The following is a 21,209-nucleotide window of genomic DNA, read 5'->3' as shown; positions in this document are numbered from 1 at the left end:
CCCCGGCTTTCCCGAGATCAACGGGGGCGTCGACGCCAGCGGCAGGCAGTGCCCCCGGGGGCGGCCGGGGCCCGCAGAGTTCCACCACACCAACGGACACGACCCACGGGCGGCCAACATGCTTCTCATGGCCGCCACACGGTCACCCCCGGATGCGCATGGAGCAGGGCACATGTCCCAGTAGGCGGGGTGCGGTTCGGGGTCCATCCCCGCGTGCGCGGGGAGCAGTCTCGTTGAGCTGGGGCTTTCCTCCGGGGAGACGCCTTCTCACGCAACTTTGCATGCTCGACTTTGCATGCTCGGCCCTCCTTCCGTCCAGCCCCTGCGTCGGTCCACACGCCCGTATACGCGAAGGGCGGGCCGGGTGGTGTTCCCGGCCCGCCCTTCGGCGGGGTGTTGCCGTCGCTCGGCGCCTGCTACTGGGCGGCGACCGGGACGATGTTCACGGCCTTGCGGCCGCGACGGTTACCGAACTCGACGGTGCCCTCGACCAGCGCGAACAGGGTGTCGTCGCCACCACGGCCGACATTGTCGCCCGGGTGGAACTTCGTCCCGCGCTGGCGGATCAGGATCTCGCCGGCCTTGACGGACTGACCGCCGAAGCGCTTGACACCGAGCCGCTTAGCGTTGGAGTCGCGCCCGTTACGGCTGGACGATGCGCCCTTCTTGTGTGCCATCGGGGAGCCCTCCTCTACTTGGCGATGCCGGTGACGCGGACCCGGGTGTACTTCTGGCGGTGACCCAGGCGCTTCTTGTAACCGGTCTTGTTCTTGTATTTGATCATGTTGATCTTCGGGCCCTTGGCCTCGCCCAGGACCTCAGCGGTGACCTTGTAGGTGCTCAGCTCGCTGGAGTCGCTGACGACGTTGCCGTCGTCGACGACCAGCAGCGGCTCCCACGTCACCGTCGAACCGGCCTCATCGGAGACCCTGTCGATGTTCAAGACGTCATCGACAGACACCTTCTCCTGTCGGCCGCCCGCTCGCACGATCGCGTACACCGGGGAACTCTCTTCCTGCTCGTGGACAATCCCCGCCGAGGCGGGGAGTGAAATGCGCTGCTGTTGACCGCAGCCCCATACCCACCGGGCTCCCGCTAGGGGGCGTGGGAATCGAAGTCGGGTCTCGGGCGCGCGAACGATAGGGGCGCGCCGACGCACCGACCTTTAGGTTACCACCGCCCGGTCGGGGCCCGGCACGCCCGGTCGGGGCCCGGACCGCAGCGCACAGCACCGCGGTCCGGCCCCGCGCCCGTCAGGCTTCGACGACCGCCGACTCCGAGGGGGTGCCGCCGGCCTTGGTGCGCCGGGTGCGGCGGCGGCGCGGGCGCTCGGCCCCGCCGTCGGCCTCCCCGGCCTCGGCGGAGTCGGCCGGCGCCTGCGCGCTGTCGGGCGCGGCCGCCTCCGGCTCCGCCGCCGCGGTGCCCGAGGGCTCCGCGGAAACCTCCTTGGGTGCGTCCGCCCCCGTGTCGGCGCCACCGGCGGCCTCGGCCGCCTCGTCCGCCTTCTTGGTGCGGCGCGTGGACGACTTGGCCTTGGTCGTCTTCGCCCCGGTCTTCGCGGCGGGCTCGTCGGCCTTCTCAGCCGCCTCCTCCGCCTTGGCCCCGGTCTTGGACGTGCTCTTGGCCGACTTGGACCCGGACTTGGACGCGGACTTCGTCGCAGTCCTGGTGGAGGTGCGCCGGGTCTTCTTCGGCGCCTCCTCCTCCGGCGCGTCCTGGGCCTCCTGGGCGCCCTGGGCGTCCCCGCCCCCGGTGCCGGGCTCCTGGGCCGCAGGGGCGGCCGCAGCGGCCTCCTCAGGGGCGGGCTCCTCGGCCTTCGCGGCCTTGGCCGCCTTGCCCTTGGACCTTGCGGATCCCGCGGACCCCTTGGACGCGTCCCCGGCCTCCTGCTCGGCCTTGTCGGCGTCCTTGGCGTCCCTGGCCTCCTTGCCGCCCTTGTCCTCGGCGGCGGCCTTGTCACCGGCCTTGTCGCCGTTCTTGTCCGCGGCCCCCTTCTCGGAGCCGTTCTTGCCCTTCTTCTTCCGGCCGCCTCCGCCGGAGCCGCCCTTGCCCTCGACGGGCTCGCTGGACATCATCAGGCCGCGGCCGTTGCAGTGCTCGCACGTGTGCGAGAACGCCTCCAGCAGCCCCTGGCCGACCCGCTTGCGGGTCATCTGCACCAGGCCGAGCGAGGTGACCTCGGCCACCTGGTGCTTGGTGCGGTCCCGGGACAGGCACTCCAGCAGCCGCCGCAGCACCAGGTCGCGGTTGCTCTCCAGCACCATGTCGATGAAGTCGATCACGATGATGCCGCCGATGTCGCGCAGCCGCAGCTGGCGCACGATCTCCTCGGCCGCCTCGAGGTTGTTCTTGGTGACCGTCTCCTCGAGGTTGCCGCCCTGGCCCGTGAACTTTCCGGTGTTCACGTCGACCACGGTCATCGCCTCGGTGCGGTCGATGATCAGCGACCCGCCGCTGGGCAGCCACACCTTGCGCTCCAGCGCCTTGGTGATCTGCTCGTCGATCCGGTAGGCCTCGAAGACGTCCCGGTCGCCCTCCCAGCGGCTCACCCGCTCCGACAGGTGCGGGGCCACGTAGTCGACGTACTCGCGGACCGTGTCCCACGCCTCGTCGCTGGAGACCACCAGGCTGGAGAAGTCCTCGTTGAACACGTCCCGGACGACCTTGACGGTCAGGTCCGGCTCGCTGTTGAGCAGCGAGGGCGCCGACGCCGACTTGGACTTGCGCTTGATCGACTCCCACTGCGAGGCCAGGCGGGAGATGTCCCGCTCCAGCTCCTCCTCGCTGGCGCCCTCGGCCGCGGTGCGCACGATCACCCCGGCGTTGGCGGGCATGACCTTCTTGAGGATCTGCTTGAGGCGCGCCCGCTCCTTGTCGGGGAGCTTGCGGCTGATGCCGGTCATGGAGCCGTCCGGCACGTACACCAGGTACCGGCCGGGCAGGCTGATCTGGCTGGTGAGCCGCGCGCCCTTGTGGCCCAGCGGGTCCTTGGTGACCTGGACCAGGACCGACTGGCCGGACTTGAGCACCGACTCGATGCGCTTGGGCTGGCCCTCCATCCCGGAGGCGTCCCAGTTGACCTCGCCCGCGTACAGCACCGCGTTGCGGCCCTTGCCGATGTCGACGAAGGCGGCCTCCATCGACGGCAGCACGTTCTGCACCCGGCCCAGGTACACGTTGCCGACGTAGGAGCGGTGGGTGGCGCGGTCCACGTAGTGCTCGACGAGGACGTCGTCCTCCAGCACCGCGATCTGGGTGCGGTCCTCGATGCGCCGGATGACCAGGTCGCGCTTGACCGACTCGCGGCGGGCCAGGAACTCCGACTCGGTGATGATCGGCGCCCGGCGGCGGCCCTGCTCGCGGCCCTCGCGGCGGCGCTGCTTCTTGGCCTCCAGCCGGGTGGAGCCGCGGACCGCCTGGACCTCGTTCTGTGCGTCGCCGGCCTGGCGCGGCTCGCGCACCTTGACCACGGTGTTGGGCGGGTCGTCCTTGGTGGGCGTCTCCTCGCCCCCGCCGTCGCCGGAGCCCCGCCGCCGGCGCNGTACCCGCCGAGCCTCCGTCGTCGTCGGCGTCGCCCTGCCGGGAGCGGTCCCGGCCGCCCTCGGCGGCCTCGGAGCCGGACTCGGCGGAGTCCCCGTCCTCGGCGCCCTCGTCGTCGGCCTGGTCCTCGGCCGAGCGGGACCGGCCGCGGCCGCGGCCGCCCCGGCGGCGGCGCCGGCGCAGGGGGCGGTCCTCGGCGGAGGCATCGGCGTCGTCGACGTCGGTGTCGTCGGCCTCGCCCTCGGCCTCCTCCTCGCCCTCGACGGCCTCCTCCGCCTCTTCGGCGGCGGGCGCGTGCGTGCCGTTGGACGCCGCGGCGGGCGCACCGGCGGGCGGGGCGACCGGCGGCTGGAACAGCACCATGGGCGACTGGAAGGCGACGGAGGTCGACGCCTCGGCGGCGGGCTCCTCAGGGGCGGCCTCGGACCCGCCCTCAGCGCCGGAGGCAGGCTCCTGCTCGGCGGCGGGCGCGCTCTTCCTGCCCGCGGCCCTCCTGCCGGACGCCTTCTTCCCGGCCTTGGCGGACCGCTCCTCGGCGGCCTCACCGCCGGCGGGCTCCTCCGCCGCTCCGGCCTCGCCGGACTCGGCGGCCGCGTCCGCCTTGTCGATCACGTCCTTCTTCTCAGCCTTGTCGGCCTTGTCCTTGTCGGCCTTGTCGGCGCGGCTGCGCGTACGGGTCCGACTGCGCGGCTTGTCGGCCTTCTCCTGCTTCCCGGTCGCATCGGGCGCGTCCTGCGCCTCGCCGGCGGCGTCCTCCCCGGCGGCGTCGGCCGCGGTGAGGGTGCGCCGCGCGGTCGCGGCAGGGGCCGGCGGATCCTCAGGGGTGATCACCCTGCGGGCCGCCCCCGCGCTCTTTGGCGCGGAGACCACGACCTGGTGGGCGTCGTCGTCCACCACCCCGGCCGGCCGCGTGAGCGGCGCGGAGGGGGCGGTACTCCCCTCCGGTTCCGGCTCGGGCGGCGGTCCCGCGGCCCGTACGGCCCCGGAGCGCCCGGTCGGCGCGCTCACCCTGACCTCGGCGTCGGTCGCTGCTGTTTCAGTTGTTCCCGCGGTGCCCTCGGCACCGCCGTTGGGCTCGTTCTCGAGCATCCGGGCGGTCTCCCGTCAGAGCCCTCGGGCGCGGCTCCGGCTGCTTGCCCGGCCGCGGCTCGCGAGAGCTGTCGTCGCTGTTTCGGCGCCCGGCGGCCTCCCGCCGCCGGGGCAAAGTCCTCATGTCGGGCCCGCGCTCCCCGAAGGGGACGGCGCCTGCCGCTCCCCCTCCGCGGGTCCGGGGGTCGCGCCCCGTCGATCCGTCGCGAACGGGTCGGCGATCCCTCCGGAGCCCTCGTCCAACGGCCCCTGCGCCAGCCGGGTCATCATCGGCGATGACGGCGGCGCCAGGCCGGCCGCGTGACGGAGGCCGGTCACCACGTCGTCCGGCCGTACGGCAGGTGCGGTATGCCGGACGACCATCTGAAGTATGGCATATGTCGCGTCTTGTTCCCTTACGGCGCGCCAGTCCGACTCCAGTCGGACGACCGCCGCTCGGGTGTCGAAGCGCCGGCGGCCCTTCTTGGTGAGCCGCTCGACCTCGACGCTCTCGGCCGCCATGAAGGCGGCCACCGCACTCTCGGCGCCGTCGGGGGCGACGCCGGGCAGCTCCACCCGCCACCGCGAGGCCTGCAGCCGGTCGGCCAGCCCTCCCGGTCCCGCCTGGACGGCCTCCACGACGTCCAACCCCTCGGGCAGGGCGGCGTCGAGGCCGGCGCACACCTGCGCCGACGGTACGGGCTCGGCGAGCGCCATCTCGAAGTACTCCGCCTCGCTGGCCACCCCGGTGGGGGCGGCGCCGGTGTAGGAGATCTTCGGATGGGGGTTGAACCCCGCCGAGTACGCCACGGGAACCCCCGCCTTGCGGATCGCCCTCTCCAGCGCTCGCGCGATGTCGCGATGGCTGGCGAAGCGCATCCGGCCGCGCTTGGCATAGCGCACGCGCAGCTTGGGTGCGGGTCGTTCGTCGGCGGGCGAAGCGGTGCCCTCAGGTGCGGGGGGCAGCGGAACTCCTTTCCTCGTCGACCCCCCTGGCAGGGTGCCGATACCTCCACGACACACCCACCTGGGGAATTCACGTCCCATTCAGCGTACGGCCCGCGGGAGGCGGAGCGCGCCACCGCCCCGGGCCGAGCGCCCATCACCCGACGAAACGGGGCCTGGCGGCCGCCGCCGGCGCGGTCAGGGCACACCCGTGCTCTTCCCAGGCCGACACCGGTTGAAAAGCGGACACGCCCCCCGCCGGTGCCCTCCGGCCCTGGCGCACCATGCCCGCACCACCCCGACTCCACCGCCATGGGCTGCGAAGACGCCGCACTCAAAAGTTTCTTCGAGATTTTTCGCCGATCGTGCAAACCATCGGGGGCCGACGTCCGTCCTACTACGCGTATGGCCCGGTGCGAGCGGGGCACCGGGCCATACCTCACATCCCGGCGCCCCGCCTCCGACGGCTCCCGTCGGACGGCGCCGGCCGGGGACGCCGTCAGACCACGCTCAGCGGAAGCAGCTTGGAGCGGTCGGCGGGCGCCACGCCGATCTGGATCTCGGTGCCCATGCTGGGGCACACCCCGCAGTCGTAGCAGGGGTTCCAGCGGCAGTCGTCGACCTCCACCGACTCCTCGCCGTGCTGGGCGTCCTGCCAGTCCTGCCACAGCCAGGACCGGTCCAGCCCGGCGTCCAGGTGGTCCCAGGGCAGCACCTCGTCCTCGTCGCGCTCGCGCACGGTGAACCAGTCCACGTCGACCGGCTCGCCCGCCAGCGCCTCCTCGGCACAGCGCACCCACCGCTCGTAGGAGAAGCGCTCGCTCCAGCCGTCGAACCGGCCGCCCTCGCGCCAGACCCGCTCGACGACGGCGCCCACGCGGCGGTCACCGCGCGAGAGCAGGCCCTCGATGATGGACGGGCTGCCCTCGTGGTAGCGCAGCCCCACCGACTTGCCGTAGCGCTTGTCGCCGCGCAGCGCGTCCCGGAGCTTGCGCAGCCGGGCGTCCACGGTCTCGGCCGGGATNTGGCCCCCCCCCCCGCCGATGGACACGGTGCACCGGATGTCCTTGCGCCCGGTGACCTCCCGCCCGGTCCGCACGACCTCCTTGGCCAGGTCGGCGATGGCCAGGACGTCCTCGTCCTCCTCGGTGGGCAGCCCGCACATGAAGTACAGCTTGACCTGGCGCCACCCGGCCTCGTAGGCGGCGGTGACGGTGCGGATCAGGTCCTCTTCGGTGACCATCTTGTTGATCACCCGCCGCATCCGCTCGCTCCCGCCCTCGGGCGCGAACGTCAGGCCCGAGCGCCGCCCGTTGCGGGTCAGCTCGTTGGCCAGGTCGATGTTGAAGGCGTCCACCCGGGTCGAGGGCAGCGACAGGCCGGTGTTGGTGCCCTCATAGGCGTCGGCCAGCCCCTTGGCGATGCCGCCGATCTCGGTGTGGTCGGCGCTGGACAGCGAGAGCAGTCCGACCTCCTGGAAGCCGGTGTTGCGCACGCCCTCGTCGACCATGGACTGCACGGTCTCCTTGCTGCGCTCGCGCACCGGGCGGGTGATCATGCCCGCCTGGCAGAACCGGCAGCCCCGGGTGCAGCCGCGGAAGATCTCCACGCTGTAGCGTTCGTGCACCGACTCGGCCACGGGCACGATCGGCGCCTTGGGGTAGGGCCAGGAGTCCAGGTCCATGACGGTGTGCTTCTGCACCTGCCACGGGACCCCCGGGCGGTTGGGCCGGTAGCCGGCGATCCGGCCGTCGGGGCGGTACTCCACGTCGTAGAAGCGCGGGACGTACACCCCTCCCCCGGCCGCCAGCCGCTCCAGCAGCCCGTCGCGGCCGCCCGGGCGCCCCTCGCGCTTCCACTCCCGCACGACCTCGGTGATCGCCAGGGCGATCTCCTCGCCGTCGCCGAGCACCGCGGCGTCCAGGAAGTCGGCGACGGGTTCGGGGTTGAACGCCGCGTGCCCGCCGCCCAGCACCACCGGGTGGTCGCCGGTGCGGTCCGCCGCGTGCAGCGGGATCCCGGCCAGGTCCAGCCCGGTGAGCAGGTTGGTGTAGCCCATCTCGCTGGCGAAGCTGACCCCGAGCACGTCGAAGCCGCCGACCGGGCGGTGGGCGTCCACGGTGAACTGCGGGATGCCGTGCTCCCGCATGATCTCCTCCAGGTCCGGCCAGACCGCGTAGGTGCGCTCGGCGAGCACCCCCTCGCGCTCGTTGAGGACCTCGTAGAGGATCTGCACGCCCTGGTTCGGCACGCCCACCTCGTAGGCGTCCGGGTACATCAGGGCCCAGCGCACTTCGGCGCCCTCCCAGTCCTTGGCGACGGAGTTGAGTTCGCCGCCGACGTACTGGACCGGCTTCTGCACCTGGGGCAGAAAGGCCTCCAGCCGTGGAAGGACGCTCTCACCGGCAGTGAAGGACATGGGTCTGTCGCCTCCGGGGTCGGATGTGCGGCACGTGCCCTCTCAGGGTATGCCGTCCTACTCGAAGCCCCGGTCGCGCGCGTTCACGCCCAGGACGAGCCCCACCGCCGCCATGTTGGCGATGGTGGCACTGCCACCGTAGGACACGAAGGGCAGCGGGATCCCGGTGATCGGCGTGATGCCCAGGGTCATCCCGATGTTGATGAAGCTCTGGAAGGCGAACCAGGCGGCCACCCCCACGCACACCAGCCGGCCGTAGGGCTGTTCGCACCCGGCGGCGATGCGCAGGATCCGCAGCAGCATCAGCGCCAGGAGCCCGATGACGGCGATGCCTCCGACGAAGCCCAGCTCCTCCCCGGCCACGGTGAAGATGAAGTCGGTGTGCTGCTCGGGCACGAACCGCCCGGCCGTCAGCTGGCCCTGGAAGAGCCCGGAGCCGCTGATCCCGCCCGAGCCGACCGCGTTCATCGCCTGGGTGGCGTTGTAGCCCGTGCCGCGCGGGTCGGCGGAGGGGTCCAGGAAGCTGGTGAAGCGCGCCAGCTGGTAGGCCTTGAGCAGGCCGAACCACCACACCGAGAAGCCCGCGGCCGCCCCGCAGCCCAGCAGCGCCAGGATCCACCGCAGCGGCGCCCCCGACAGCGCCAGCATCGCCAGGTAGGTGGTGCCCACCACCATGCCCGTGCCCAGGTCGGGCTGGAGCATCACCAGCCCCAGCGGCACTGCCAGGGCGGCCAGGCTGAACAGCACGTCGCGGCTGGTGGGCGCCGTCTCGCCGTCGCGCGGCTCGCCCAGCAGCACGGCGATCATCAGCACCAGCGCGCCCTTGGCGAACTCCGAGGGCTGGAGCTGGACCGGGCCGAGCGCGACCCACGAGCGCGAGCCGTTGACCACCTGGCCCAGCGGGCTGAGCACCAGCGCCAGCAGGACGGCCGAGAGCGCGAACACGACCGGGGCGTAGGCACGCGGCTTGCGGTGGTCCACGAAGGCCACCGCCGCCCCGACGGCGACCGCCACCGCCACGTGCAGCAGGTGGCGCTCCAGGTAGGCCAGCGGGCTCTCCGGGTGGCCGGGCTCGTAGGTGGCGGCGGCCAGCAGCAGCGCGCCGATCCCGGTCAGCGCCAGCACCGTGCCGACCAGCACCCAGTCCAGCCGTCGCCGTCGCGCCCCGGCGACGGCGCGCGCCACCCGGCCGGCGGGGCCCGGGCCCAGCGGTTCGGGCGCGGTGTGCGTGGTGGACATCGCCGCGCTCACTCCCCCGCCGCCAGGTCGACGGTGCCGTCGGGCCGCACCTGGGGCAGCTCCCCCCGGCGGGGCTCCCCGCCGGGCAGGTCCGGATCGCCGCCCTCGACGCTCTTGCCGCCGGCGTCCTGCTCGTCCCGGGTGAAGCCGTAGACCCCCTCGTAGATCTCCCGGACGATGGGGGCGGCGGTCTCGCCGCCGGTGCCGCCCTTGGGCACCACCACGACCACGGCCAGGTCGGGGTCGTCGGCCGGGGCATAAGAGGCGAACCAGGCGGTGGAGTCGCTGTCGAGGGCCGATCCGGACCCCGTCTTGCCGGCGACGGACACCTGGTCCTGCGGGAACCCGCCGAAGGCCCCCGAGGCGGTGCCCTGCTTGGGCACCGCGGTCAGCGCCTTCTGCAGGTAGGACACCACTTCGCCGTCGACCTCCAGGTCACCGGCCTTCTGCGGCTCGATCTCCTCGACCCGTTCGCCGTCGGCGGAGACCAGCGCCTTGCCCACGCGCGGCTCCCACAGGGTGCCGCCGTTGGCGACCGCGGCGTAGGCGCGCACCAGCTGCAGCGGGGTCACCAGCACGTCGCCCTGCCCGATGGCGAAGTTCACCGCGTCGCCGGCGCGCCACCGGTAGCCGTCGGTGCAGTTCTCCTCGGCGACCTTCTTCAGGTAGGACGCGCGCCCGGGGTCGTCCTCGGCCACACCGGGGTAGCCGCTCTCAGCGCGTTCGCAGCTCTCCTCCTTGGTGGCCTCCCACAGCTCCCTCTTCCACTCGCGGGTGGGGATGCGGCCGGCGGCCTCGTGCGGGAGGTCGATACCGGTGGGCGCGCCGAAGCCGAAGTCCTCGGCGGTGCGGGCGAAGACGTCGTCCGGTTTCTTCTTGCGCTCGTCGGAGCGCCACTCGTCGTAGGCCATCTGGTAGAAGACCGTGTTGCAGGAGACGACGATGGCCCGGTGCAGGCTCAGGGAGCCGTGCGAGGAGCCCTCGTAGTTCTCGAAGGAGCGGTTGCCCACCGAGATGGAGGAGGGGCAGGAGTAGGTGCCGCGCAGCGGCTTCCCGCCGCGCACGCCCGCCGCCAGTGAGGAGACCTTGAAGGTGGAGGCCGGCGGGTACTGGCCCTGCATCACCCGGGAGTTCAGCGGCTCCCCCGCCTTCTCGCTGAGCAGCTCGTCGAAGGTCTCCTGGTCGATGCCGCCCTGCCAGACCGAGGGGTCGTAGCTCGGCAGGCTCGCCATGGCCACCAGTCCGCCGGTGCGCACGTCCATCACCACCCCGGCCGCCGAGGAGGCCGGGTGGCCCGCCTTGCGCGCCCGGTCGATACCGCGCCGCAGCGCGTCCTCCACGGTCTTCTGCACCCGCTGGTCGATGGTGGAGACCAGGTGCATCCCGGGCTCGGGGCGCTGCTCGTCGACCACCCCGGTCACCTCGCCCCGGTTGTTCACCGCCAGGGTGCGCACCCCGGCGGTGCCGCGCAGCTCGGCGTCGTAGGTGGCCTCCAGGCCGTCCCGGCCCACCTGGTCCACCCCGCTGAACTGCTTGCGCAGCTCCTCGCGGGCCTCCAGCTCCTCCTGGGTGACCGGCTGCAGGTAGCCCAGCGCCTGGGCGGCCAGCTCGCCGTGCGGGTAGTCGCGCACCGCCAGCTGCTGGGCGGAGATACCGGGGAAGTCCTCGCGGCGCTCCAGGATCTGCAGCGCGGCCCTGGCGTCGACGTCGTCGGCCAGGGTGACCGGCTGGTAGGGGGAGCCGGGCCAGCAGGGCCGGCTCACCTCCGGCCCGCACAGCCGGGTGCGCGCGCGGATCTCCTCTACGGGCTCGCCCACCACCTCGGCGACCCGCGCCAGCACGTCGGCGCCCTGGTCGGGCATGGCCTGCAGGGCGTGCCAGTCGGCCGAGACCACCAGCGCGGTGCGGTTGCGCACCAGCGGGCGGCCGGCCTGGTCGAGGATCTGCCCGCGGGTCGCGGGCACCACCAGCTCCTGGGTGCGGTCGGCGGCGGCCAGCCGGGCGAAGTGCTCGCCCATGGGCACCTGCAGGTACCACAGCCGCGCGCCGAGCACTGCGAACAGCGCCACCACCAGCACCTGGGCCAGGATCAGCCCGGCCCTGCCGGGCGCCGCGCGCGGGGCCGGGGCCCCGCCCGGCGCCCCCGGGGCCGTGCGCCGCCCGGGGCGTCCGCCCGGCCGCCGCCTCATCCGCGCCATCCGCCGATCCCTCCGCCGCTTCTGACCGGTGCGGGCAGGTCGGGGTAGGAGCCGACGTAGGCGTCCGGGGAGACCGCCCGCAGGATCCGCCCCATCGGGGCCAGCACCAGGGGGCCGACCACCACCGTCTCCAGCGCCGAGACCGGCACCGCGAACGCGGCCGCCGCCAGGCTCACCCGGGGGTCGCCCAGCACGGTGCCCAGCAGCGCGAACCCGGCGGCGGTGCCCAGCGCGGCCACGGCCGCCGTGCCGTAGACCCGGGCGCGCCCGCGGCCCTCCACCCGTCCGTAGCGGCTGACCAGGTACCCGGCCAGGCAGTACAGCAGCGCGTAGCGGCCCGCCTCGTGGTCGGCCAGCGGCAGCAGGTCCACCGCCAGTCCGGCGCAGAACCCGGTGACGGCCGCCCCTGCGGGGCCGGTGCGCAGCGCGACGGCGGCCACCGCCAGCACCACCAGGTCGGGCCCCACCCCCCAGGGGAGCGGGAGCCGGTTGACCACCGCCGCCTGGACCAGGACCACCGCCGCCACCAGCAGCGCGGTCACCACGCCCTTCATCGGCCCACCTCCCGGGGCGCACGGGCGGCGTCGCCGTCCGGCTTCTCCGGCAGCACCGAGTCGCGCGGGTCCTCGGCCGGGCCGGCCACGACCACCCCGACCACGTCCAGGGCGCCCAGGTCGGCGGCGGGGCGCAGCTCGGCGGTGCGGCTGAGCGCCCCCGGGGTGTCGCGCACCCGGGTCACCGTGCCCAGCGGGACGCCGGGCACGAAGGGGGCGTCGTTGTGCGAGCCCATGGTCACCACCCGGTCGCCCTCCTCGATGCGGGCGTCGGCCTGCATGAGCTCCAGCACGGCCGGGGCGCGCCCGTCGAGCTCGTGCGCCTTGCCGTGCACGGCGCCGACCTCCCGGGAGCCCTCCATGCGGGCGCCCACCGAGGAGGCGCCGTCGGTGAACAGCAGCACGGTGGAGGTGGCATGCGAGGCCCGGATCACCCGCCCGACCAGGCCGTGGCCGTCGACCACGGTCATGTCGGGGGCGACGCCGTCGCGGGCGCCCACGTCCAGGGTGACGGTCTCGGCGTAGCCGCCCGACCCCATCCGGGTCACCGCCTGGGCGGGGACGACCTCGTACCCGCCCAGCCCGGACAGGTGCAGCAGGTCGGCGAGGCGCTCGGAGCGGACCCCGTCCTGTTCGGCGGCGTCGAGCTCGGCCGACAGCCGCCGGTTGCGCGCCTCCAGCTCCTCGATCCGCTCCTGGGCGCCGGGCGCGGCGGCGAGCGCGCGGTAGCCGTCGGCGACGGGCCGGGCGGCGGCCGACACCGCCCCGGCGACCGGGCCGAAGGCGGCGCCGGCCGCGGCGCGGCCTGCGGCGGTGACCGGGTCGGTCCCCGGGCGGCCGTCCAGCACCATCAGCGCGATGGACGCCGCCACCAGCAGGACCAGCACCAGGCGCGGGCGGGGGCCGTCGCGCCGCATCTCAGCGCCGCCGTTCGGGGACGAGGACCTGGTTCAGGCGCTCGTAGTTCTCCACGCAGGTGCCCGAGCCGATGGCGACCGAGTCGAGCGCGTTCTCGGCCAGGTGGATGGGCATGCCGGTCTCGTGGCGCAGCCGGTCGTCCAGGCCGCGCAGCAGGGCGCCGCCGCCGGTGACGGCGATGCCGCGGTCCATGATGTCGCCGGACAGCTCCGGCGGGCACTTGTCCAGGGTGGTGCGCACGGCGTCGATGATGGAGGTCACCGGCTCCTCGATGGCCTGGCGCACGTCGGCGGCCGAGAGCACCACCGTCTTGGGCAGCCCGGTGACCAGGTCGCGGCCGCGCACCTCGGCGTGCAGCTCCTCGGCGCCGGTCGGGTAGGCCGAGCCGATGGCGAACTTGAGCTCCTCGGCGGTGCGCTCCCCGATCATCAGGGAGAACTCCTTCTTGACCGAGGTCATGACCGCCTGGTCGAGCTCGTCCCCGCCGACGCGGATGGACTGGGAGGTGACGATGCCGCCCATGGAGATCACCGCGACCTCGGTGGTACCGCCCCCGATGTCGACGACCATGTTGCCGGTGGGCTCGTGCACCGGCAGCCCGGCGCCGATCGCGGCGGCCATGGGCTCCTCGACGATGTGCACCCGCCGGGCGCCGGCCTGGTAGCCGGCCTCCTTGACGGCGCGGTGCTCGACCGAGGTGATGCCGCTGGGCACGGCCACGACCACGCGCGGTTTGGCGAAGTGGCGGCGGCGGTGGATCTTCTGGATGAAGTAGCGCAGCATGCGCTCGGTGATCTCGAAGTCGGCGATCACGCCGTCCTTGAGGGGCCGGACCGCGGTGATGTTGGAGGGGGTCCGGCCGATCATCTGCTTGGCCTCGACGCCGACCGCGACGATCTTGCCCGTCGAGGTGTTGAGCGCGACGACGGAGGGCTCATTGAGCACGATGCCCCGGCCGCGCACGTAGACGAGCGTGTTGGCGGTACCGAGATCGACCGCCATGTCGCGGCCGAGAAAGGCGAGATTTGTGGTCATGAATCGTCCTCAGCGGCACCGAATCGGCGCGTCGCGCACGGGGCGGGCAATAGGGTCTCGTTCCAGCACGGATGTGGATCCAGCACCCGTATCGTAACGCTGGGGAGTTGCCTCGTTACGCAAACACACCGAATCGTTGCAACGCTGAGGACGCGCGCGGCGGGGACGTCGGCCCGCAGGGCCGAGAGGTGTCAGTCCTGCAGCTCGGGGAAGAAGAGCTTGATCTCCCGCTCGGCCGAGTAGGTCGAGTCCGAGCCGTGCACGATGTTGGCCTGGACCTCCAGGGCGAAGTCGCCGCGGATGGTGCCGGGGGCGGCCGAGACCGGGTCGGTGGCGCCGGCCAGGGCGCGGAAGGCCTCCACGGCGCGCTCGCCCTCGACGACCATGGCCACCAGCGGGCCGCCGGTGATGAACTCGACCAGCGAGGGGAAGAACGGGCGCTCGGCGTGCTCCTCGTAGTGGGTCTTGGCGGTCTCTTCGTCCAGCGTGCGCAGGTCCATCGCGGCGATCTTCAGGCCGCGGCGCTCGATCCGGGAGATGACCTCGCCGATGATGCTCCGCCGCACGCCGTCGGGCTTGATCAGGACAAGGGTGCGCTCCACGTGGTACTCCTCAGGGGTGTAGGCGTCATGCGGCGCGGCCGGCGGTTTCGGTTCGCACCGTTCGGCGGGCGGTCGGCCCGGGCCGGGGGTGCGCCGTCGGCCCCGGTGAGCGCAACTTTACCGGCGCGCCGGGGCTCCCGAGGCCGGTTCGGGGCGGCCCGTAATGCCGGCCCCGGGCGTCGGCCCCGGAACCCGTCGCCGGAACCCGGCGCCGCACCGCGCCCGGGGAGGGCCGCGCCCTCACGCGTCGAACCGCGTCCGGGAGTCCTCGATGCGGGCGAGGTGGGCGCGGGTCCAGTCGCAGAACATGTCGACCGTCTCCCGCAGGGCGCGCCCCGGGCCGGTGAGGGCGTAGTCGACGCGCGGCGGGACGGTGGGGTGGACCGTCCGCTCGGCCAGGCCGTTGCGCTCCAGCATGCGCAGGTTCTGGGTGAGCATCTTGTGGCTGATGCCCTCGACCTCCGTGCGCAGCTCGCTGAAGCGCAGGGTCCGCTCCCCCAGCGCCTCGATGATCAGCAGGGCCCACTTGTTGGCGACGTCGGAGAAGATCTCGCGGGCCAGGGAGTCCGCCCGGCGCAGGTCCGCATCGCCCTCGGAGCCGCTGTACTGCTCGGTCACCACCGGGTTCCTCCGTCACTGGAAAGTGCGTTCTTCCATGTCGCCGCTCACTCTCTTACGGTTCCCGGGTAACCGCAAGAGAGTGAAGACGAGAGGACCGACATGGCCGTCACGCTGCTGTCCCCCGAAGCCCTGCCGAAGATCGGCCTGTACCGCCAGGTGTCGGTGGCCACCGGGTCGAGGATCGTCTCCGTGGCCGGGCAGGTGTCCTGGGACGCCGACCAGGCCACCGTCGGCCGGGGCGACCTCGCCGCGCAGATCGAGCAGTGCTACCGGAACGTGGCCGCCGGCCTGGCCGAGGCGGGGGCGGGCTTCGACGACGTCGCGCGGCTGCGGGTGTTCGTCGTGGACTGGTCGCCCGACCTGATGCCGGCGTTCCAGGAGGGCGTCGAACGCGCCGCCAAGGCGCTGGGGTCGGCCCCGGTGCCGCCGGTCTCGGTCATCGGCGTCGCCGCGCTGGACGTCCCCGACCACCTGGTCGAGATCGAGGCCACGGCGGTCATCGACTGACCGGGCCGGTCCGCTCGGCCGGTGCCCGCCCGAGGGACGCCGGCCGACAGCGCCGTCACAGGTCGGGGTTGGGCTTCAGGCACACGATGTCGTCGGTGAGCGGGAAACTGGATCGGGTTCCCTCCGACCACCCGGGGACGCCTTCGCAGACATGGCGCGCGACGGTCCCGTCGAAGTACCGGTCCCCGGCGAGGCTTCCAGAAGACGACTCGTCGGCCTTCGAGCGCACACCCGCGACGGTGTGCGTGGCGGAGGCGGCGAAGCAGGGCACCTCGACCGCGTTGATGGCGCTGAGGTACATGGCGCAGTCCCCTACCTGGATGTCGGAGCGGCCGCTGTTGACCCACTGGTTGGCCCAGGCGGAGAACTCGTAGTGGTTGATGTAGAGGAGCACCGCGACGACGGCGGCTCCGGCCGCCAGCCACCAGCCGCCGTTGGACGACTGGTTCTGCGAGGCCGTTCCTTCGGCCGTGCCACTGCCGGAGGTGCTCGGCGCCGTGGCGGCCTTGGAGGCGCTCGAGGCCGCGGACGAGGGAGGCCTCTGGCCCGCCACCTGCTTCTTCGCCTTGGGGAACACGAAGCTTCCCGGCGAGCGGCCGGCCTTGCCCGACACGACACCGTGCTGCAGGGAACCGGCATAGGCCTCTTCGCCCGGCCGGATCTCGAAAGTGACCGTGCCTCCCTGCTTCAGGGTGATCAGCCCTGCATGGACCGCGGCATGGCCCACCGAGGAGTCGTCGGTGTAGACGGAGGTGCCCTTGACCTTCCCCCCGCCCTCGGTGCCTCCGGGCGGGAACGTCGCGGTGAACCGCTCGTAGTGGCGTCCCCGGAAGTTCACGGCCGTGAAGCCCCAGTTCACCTTCGTCGCCCCGAGGGAGATCGGCTTCTTCGCGCTCTTGGAGCCTGCCGGTGGCGCCGCCTTTCGCTCCGGCGCCCGCTCCCTCTTCGGTTCCGCATCGCGCTGCGGCTTCGGCCCTTGCCTCCCCTGCTTGCCGCCCTTCGGGCCGGCTTTGGGCGGGCCGGCCCCGACCAGCGTCAGAGCCCTCGTCGCCTCCAAGGTGATGACCTCGGTGACGGCCTCGGGCACCCACTGCCCGTCCGCCCACTCCTGTCCGGCCTCGCCCGTTGAGGAGAGCGCGTCCAGCACCTCGTCCGTGGAGGGCCTGCCCTCCGGTCTCTTTTCGAGGCAGGACCTCACCAGTGCGCCGAGGGCGCCGGGCACGTCGTCCAGGACCGGGGGCTCGTGCACGATGCGGTAGGTGACCGCGTGCGGCGCACCCGCCCCGAACGGACCGGTGCCTGTGACGGCGTAGGCCAGCACGCTCCCCAGGGAGAACACGTCGCTGGCGGGACCGGTCTCCTCCCCGCGCGCCTGCTCAGGCGACATGAACGCCGGCGTGCCCAGCACGCTCCGCGACTGCGTGTAGCTCGTGGAGTCCATCGCCCGCGCGATGCCGAAGTCGATCAGCCGGGGCCCGTCCCCGGCCAGGATGACGTTGCCGGGTTTGAGGTCGCGGTGCACCAGGCCTTTGGCGTGCACGGTGGCCAGCCCCTCCGCCAGGCCCGCCCCCAGGGCGGTCACCGAGCCCGCCGGCAGCGGGCCGTGCCTGTCGACGGCCCACTGCAAGGACGGGCCGGCGATGTAGGCCGTGGCGAACCACGGCGGGGTGCCGCCGGTGTCGGCGTCGACCACCTGGGCGGTGTNCCCCCCGCCCGAACCGCCGCAGGAACCCGCGGTCGTCGGCGAGTTCGTCGCGGACGACCTTGACCGCGACCGGCCGGCCGCCCTTGGAGCGCCCCAGGAACACCTCCCCCATCCCGCCGGCGCCCAGGCGCGCACGGATCCGGTAGGGACCGATCCGGCGCGGATCACTGTCACGCAGGGGACCGAGCACGAGACCTCCACCACGTCGGGGCCCGGGGGCCGGGGGTCTGTGCATCATGGCAAACGGGCCGATCGGTGAACAGCCTCCGCGTCCCCTGCCACACAGGCGTTCCCGGCCCCGGCGGCGCCCCGCGCGCCGCCGGGGCGCCCCTCGGTCAGACGGCGCCGAGGGCCTGCTCGACGTCCTTCCACACATCGCCCGGGTCCTCGATGCCCACCGCGATGCGCACCGTCCCCTCGCCGATCCCCGCGGCCTCCAGCTCCCCGGCGGAGAGGCGGTGGTGGGACGTGGAGGCGGGCGCCATGGCCAGGGTCCGCACATCGCCCAGGGACGGGGCCAGGCGGGCCGTCCTCAGCGCCTCGGTGAAGGCCGCGCCGGCCGCCCGGCCGCCGTGCAGGTCGAAGGAGAGCACGCCGCCGCCCGAGACCAGCAGGCGGGAGGCCAGGACACGGTCCGGGTGGTCGGGCAGGTCGGGATGGGCGACCGACCGCACCGCCGGGTGGCCGGCCAGCCGCCGGGCGACCTCCAGCGCGGTGGCGCTGTGCCGGGGCATGCGCAGCGCCAGTGTCTTGAGCCCGCGCAGGGTCAGCCAGGCGTTGAACGGCGAGGCGCAGGCGCCCAGTTCGAGGCCGTGCTCCCACACCCTGCGGTGCAGACCGGCGTCGGCGAAGACGGCGGCGCCGCCGACCGCGTCCCCGTGGCCGCTCAGGTACTTGCTCGTGGAGTGCAGGGAGATGTCGGCACCGTGGTCGAGGGGGCGGAACAGCAGCGGACTCGCGAAGGTGTTGTCGACGGCGGTGACGGCCCCGGCCTCGCGCGCGACGGCGGCCAGGGCGGGCACGTCGCTCACCCGGGTCGTCGGGTTGGCGATCGTCTCCAGGTAGAGGAGCCGCGTGGTGGGGCGCAGCAGCGCGCGCACCTCCTCGGGGTCGGTGCCCGAGACCCGGTCCACCTGGACGCCCCAGCGCCTTTCCAGGTCGGAGAGGAGGGCGTGGGTGCCGCCGTAGAGCGCGCGCTGGGCGATGATGTGGTCACCGCCGCCCACCAGGGCCGTCAGGACCGCGTTGATCGCGCCCATGCCGGAGGCGTAGGCGGTGGCGGCGGTGCCGTGTCCGAGTTCGGCCAGCGCCGCTTCGAGGGTGCGCACCGTGGGGTTGGAGTAGCGGCCGTACAGGTAGGGCCCGTCGGGGTCCCCGAAAGCGCCGGCCATCGCCTCGGCGGTCGGGAAGGCGAAGGTGTGGTCGAGGTGGAGCGGGGTGCCCAGGGGCGCGCTCGGCCCCTCCTCGGGCACGGGGGTGTGCACGGTCCGGGTCGCGTCGGTGGGGTCCATGCCTCCATGCCACCGCGTATTGGTCCGCCGGTACAGGGCCAATCAAGGCACAATGGTTCGCCATGGGAGCCGAGAAGGTGGACGCGCGGAGGCTGGCGGCGCTGCTGGGCCGCTGGTCGGCGGGGCGGGGGCCGCTGTACCTGCTGCTGTCGGGGCGGCTGCGGCGGCTGATCGAGGAGGGGACGCTGCGGGCCGGGACGGTCCTGCCGCCGGACCGGGCGCTGGCCGCGGCGCTGGCGGTGGGGCGCACCACCGTGGTGGCCGCCTACGAGGAGCTGCGCGGAGAGGGGCGGATCGAGCGGCGCCAGGGCAGCGGGACCCGGGTGGCCCAGGCCGTGCCGCTGCCCCCGGCGGCGGACGGCGGCCCCGAGAACCCGATGTTCCTGCACCTGCTGGAGCCGCAGGACGGCACGATCGTGCTGAGCTGCGCGGCCCCGGAGGAGCCCCCGCCCGAGGTGGAGCGGGCCTATACGGGCCTCGCCTTCCCCGGGCCGGTCGATCTGGGCTACCACCCGGCGGGGCTGGCCCGGCTCCGGGAGGCGGTGGCCGCGCGCTACACCGACCAGGGGCTGCCGACCGACCCGGGGCAGGTACTCGTCACCAACGGGGCCCAGCAGGCCCTGTCGCTGCTGGTCGAGCACCTGGTGGCGCCGGGCGACGGGGTCGTGGTGGAGGCGCCCACCTACGCCGGGGCCTTGGACGTCCTCCGGGCGGCGGGGGCGTCGGTGCTGCCGGTGGCCTCCGGCCCGGAGGGGCTGGACGTGGGCCGGGCGGAGCGGCTGATGGCCGAGCACCGGCCGGCGCTGGCCTACACGGTGCCGCGCCACCAGAACCCGACGGGCTCGGTGCTGCCGCCGGCGGCGGCGCGCCGGCTGGTCCGGGCGGCGGCCCGGTACGGGACGGTGCTGGTGGACGACGGGGTCGCGGCCGACCTGGCGCTGGACGGCTCCCCCGCCCCGCCGTCGCTGGCGGCCTACGGGGAGGCCGTGGAGGTCGGCTCACTGAGCAAGTCGGTGTGGGGCGGCCTGCGCGTGGGCTGGCTGCGGGCCCGCGAGGAGCTGGTGCTGCGGCTGGCGCGGCTCAAGTCGATGCGGGACCTGGGCGGGGACGTGGCCTCGCAGCTGGCGGCGATGCGGCTGCTGGAGGACTTCGACCGGGTGCGGCTGCGGCGCACCGGGGTGCTGCGCGAGCGCCACGACCTGCTCCGGGCCGAGCTGGGGCGGCTGCTGCCGGAGTGGGAGTGCCCGCCGGCGCAGGGCGGGCAGACGCTGTGGGTGCGCCTGCCGCGCGGCGACGCCGCCTCGTTCGCCCAGGTGGCGATCCGCCACGGGGTGGCGGTCCTGCCCGGCCCGGCCATCGACGCCTCCGGCGGCAGCGGGGACCGGCTGCGGCTCCCGTTCTCGCCCGCTCCGGAACGCCTGACCGAAGGCGTACGGCGCCTGGCCGAGGCCTGGAACGCCTACACGACCCCGCGGGGAGCCCCCCGCCCGATGTCCCTGGGCGCGGTGGTCGTATGAGGGGGGCGTCCGCACAGCGGGGGGCCACTCCCGAACGAATACCTCGGACCAACCATTGGTGCCTCGCCGACAACACTGGTGACACCAACTTCAGCGCCAATCTGTCACCAGAACCTCCACCTCCCCCCTTAGAATTGGTGCATGACTCGGATCACGATCGATGTCAACGATGAGTGGCTGGAGGCCGCTCGCGAGGAGTTGGGGACCGGCACGAAGGTCGCCACGATCAACGCGGCCCTTGCGAGCTTTGCCGATCGCAGGAAGGCGAAGGCCGCGATCGAGGCCTTCGACGAGGTCGACATGGACTTCGAGGGGTCGTCGGCTTCCTTCGGATATGGAGGTGGACGCGATCTGTCCCGCCTTGCAGAGGAGGCTCGCGAGAGGAAAGCCGGGTGATGGCGGGGACCGTGTACCTCGCTGACACCTCGGTCTATGTTCTCCGGGCACGCCATGCCGGGGTGAAGAGGCGGTTCGACGACCTGATGCTGAGCGGTCGGTTGGCCGCCTGCCAGATGGTCGCTCTGGAGTACCTCAACAACGCTCCGGACCCCAAGGCGTACGAGACCCTATGGGACGCACTGCACTCTCAGCGCTGGATGGACGTCACACGCACGGCCATGGACCGCGCCATGGACGTCCACCGCGAACTGGCGGCCTACAGCCGCCACCGGAACTTCCGGCTCCCGGACCTGGTCATCGCCGCGACGGCAGAGGAGAACGGCGCGGTCGTCCTGCACTATGACGCCGACTACGACCGGATCGCGGAAGTCACAGGGCAGCCGGTGGAGTGGGTGGTCCCCAAGGGCGGCATCTGAACGGCTCCCCGTCCA

Annotated in this window: 17 protein-coding genes and 1 pseudogene; 4 read left to right on the top strand and 14 right to left on the bottom strand. The window is 73.4% G+C overall.

Annotation, left to right across the window (positions count from 1 at the left end; translation table 11 throughout):
• Positions 1 to 416: 416 nt before the first annotated feature.
• The 12 genes and pseudogenes from rpmA to D450_RS0125780 form a co-directional block, all read right to left on the bottom strand.
• Complete coding sequence (rpmA, locus tag D450_RS0125835; protein WP_017541525.1) at positions 417 to 677, bottom strand: 50S ribosomal protein L27; 261 nt, start codon at positions 675 to 677, stop codon at positions 417 to 419.
• A gap of 14 nt (positions 678 to 691) precedes the next feature.
• The gene (gene rplU / locus D450_RS0125830) at positions 692 to 1,000 is read right to left on the bottom strand and encodes a 50S ribosomal protein L21 (RefSeq protein ID WP_017541524.1); all 309 of its coding nucleotides are present in this window, start codon (positions 998 to 1,000) and stop codon (positions 692 to 694) included.
• Between the two features lie 253 nt (positions 1,001 to 1,253).
• Positions 1,254 to 4,629, bottom strand: a pseudogene (locus D450_RS31310) (Rne/Rng family ribonuclease).
• A 120-nt stretch (positions 4,630 to 4,749) separates the two neighbouring features.
• The gene (locus tag D450_RS0125820; RefSeq protein ID WP_026124489.1) at positions 4,750 to 5,487 is read right to left on the bottom strand and encodes a TIGR03936 family radical SAM-associated protein; all 738 of its coding nucleotides are present in this window, start codon (positions 5,485 to 5,487) and stop codon (positions 4,750 to 4,752) included.
• Between the two features lie 565 nt (positions 5,488 to 6,052).
• Entirely contained in the window at positions 6,053 to 7,972 is a 1,920-nt protein-coding gene (locus tag D450_RS0125815; RefSeq protein ID WP_017541521.1) for a TIGR03960 family B12-binding radical SAM protein, read from the bottom strand.
• Positions 7,973 to 8,029: 57 nt separating this feature from the next.
• Entirely contained in the window at positions 8,030 to 9,211 is a 1,182-nt protein-coding gene (rodA, locus tag D450_RS0125810) for a rod shape-determining protein RodA (protein ID WP_017541520.1), read from the bottom strand.
• Between the two features lie 8 nt (positions 9,212 to 9,219).
• Positions 9,220 to 11,409 (bottom strand): penicillin-binding protein 2, encoded by a 2,190-nt coding sequence (mrdA, locus tag D450_RS0125805; RefSeq protein ID WP_017541519.1) that lies wholly within the window; start codon positions 11,407 to 11,409, stop codon positions 9,220 to 9,222.
• On the bottom strand, positions 11,397 to 11,963 hold the full coding sequence (gene mreD, locus D450_RS0125800; protein WP_026128773.1) for a rod shape-determining protein MreD: 567 nt from the start codon (positions 11,961 to 11,963) through the stop codon (positions 11,397 to 11,399). The genes mrdA and mreD overlap by 13 nt, the downstream gene beginning before the upstream one ends.
• Entirely contained in the window at positions 11,960 to 12,880 is a 921-nt protein-coding gene (gene mreC / locus D450_RS0125795) for a rod shape-determining protein MreC (protein ID WP_017541517.1), read from the bottom strand. The genes mreD and mreC overlap by 4 nt, the downstream gene beginning before the upstream one ends.
• 1 nt (position 12,881) lies before the next feature.
• On the bottom strand, positions 12,882 to 13,916 hold the full coding sequence (locus D450_RS0125790) for a rod shape-determining protein (RefSeq protein ID WP_026124486.1): 1,035 nt from the start codon (positions 13,914 to 13,916) through the stop codon (positions 12,882 to 12,884).
• 191 nt (positions 13,917 to 14,107) lie between these two features.
• A complete protein-coding gene (gene ndk / locus D450_RS0125785) occupies positions 14,108 to 14,518 on the bottom strand; it encodes a nucleoside-diphosphate kinase (RefSeq protein WP_017541515.1) in 411 nt (136 codons plus the stop codon).
• Between the two features lie 240 nt (positions 14,519 to 14,758).
• The gene (locus D450_RS0125780; RefSeq protein ID WP_241483285.1) at positions 14,759 to 15,136 is read right to left on the bottom strand and encodes a winged helix-turn-helix transcriptional regulator; all 378 of its coding nucleotides are present in this window, start codon (positions 15,134 to 15,136) and stop codon (positions 14,759 to 14,761) included.
• Between the two features lie 102 nt (positions 15,137 to 15,238).
• Between D450_RS0125780 and D450_RS0125775 the strand changes: the two genes are divergently transcribed.
• Positions 15,239 to 15,646 carry a RidA family protein gene (locus tag D450_RS0125775; RefSeq protein WP_017541513.1) on the top strand — a complete coding sequence of 136 codons (408 nt, stop codon included), beginning with the start codon at positions 15,239 to 15,241 and terminating at the stop codon, positions 15,644 to 15,646.
• A gap of 55 nt (positions 15,647 to 15,701) precedes the next feature.
• Here the strand turns inward: D450_RS0125775 and D450_RS34340 are convergent, their stop codons facing one another.
• Positions 15,702 to 17,339 (bottom strand): protein kinase domain-containing protein, encoded by a 1,638-nt coding sequence (locus D450_RS34340; protein WP_051063662.1) that lies wholly within the window; start codon positions 17,337 to 17,339, stop codon positions 15,702 to 15,704.
• Positions 17,340 to 17,686: 347 nt separating this feature from the next.
• Positions 17,687 to 18,862: a trans-sulfuration enzyme family protein gene (locus D450_RS0125765; RefSeq protein ID WP_017541511.1), complete on the bottom strand. Its 1,176-nt coding sequence runs from the start codon at positions 18,860 to 18,862 to the stop codon at positions 17,687 to 17,689.
• 62 nt (positions 18,863 to 18,924) lie between these two features.
• On the opposite strand from D450_RS0125765, the gene D450_RS0125760 reads away from it, so the two are divergent.
• From D450_RS0125760 to D450_RS0125750, 3 genes are all read left to right on the top strand, one after another.
• On the top strand, positions 18,925 to 20,379 hold the full coding sequence (locus D450_RS0125760; RefSeq protein WP_017541510.1) for an aminotransferase-like domain-containing protein: 1,455 nt from the start codon (positions 18,925 to 18,927) through the stop codon (positions 20,377 to 20,379).
• A 141-nt stretch (positions 20,380 to 20,520) separates the two neighbouring features.
• On the top strand, positions 20,521 to 20,775 hold the full coding sequence (locus D450_RS0125755; RefSeq protein WP_017541509.1) for a type II toxin-antitoxin system VapB family antitoxin: 255 nt from the start codon (positions 20,521 to 20,523) through the stop codon (positions 20,773 to 20,775).
• Positions 20,775 to 21,194 carry a PIN domain nuclease gene (locus D450_RS0125750; protein WP_241483284.1) on the top strand — a complete coding sequence of 140 codons (420 nt, stop codon included), beginning with the start codon at positions 20,775 to 20,777 and terminating at the stop codon, positions 21,192 to 21,194. Before D450_RS0125755 ends, D450_RS0125750 begins: the two co-directional genes overlap by 1 nt.
• The last annotated feature ends 15 nt before the right edge of the window (positions 21,195 to 21,209 follow it).

It is taken from the genome of Nocardiopsis halophila DSM 44494, assembly GCF_000341245.1.
Classification (GTDB): Bacteria; Actinomycetota; Actinomycetes; order Streptosporangiales; family Streptosporangiaceae; genus Nocardiopsis_A; species Nocardiopsis_A halophila.
Note: the sequence above shows the minus strand (reverse complement) of the source record. Positions and strands in the feature narration are given on the sequence as shown.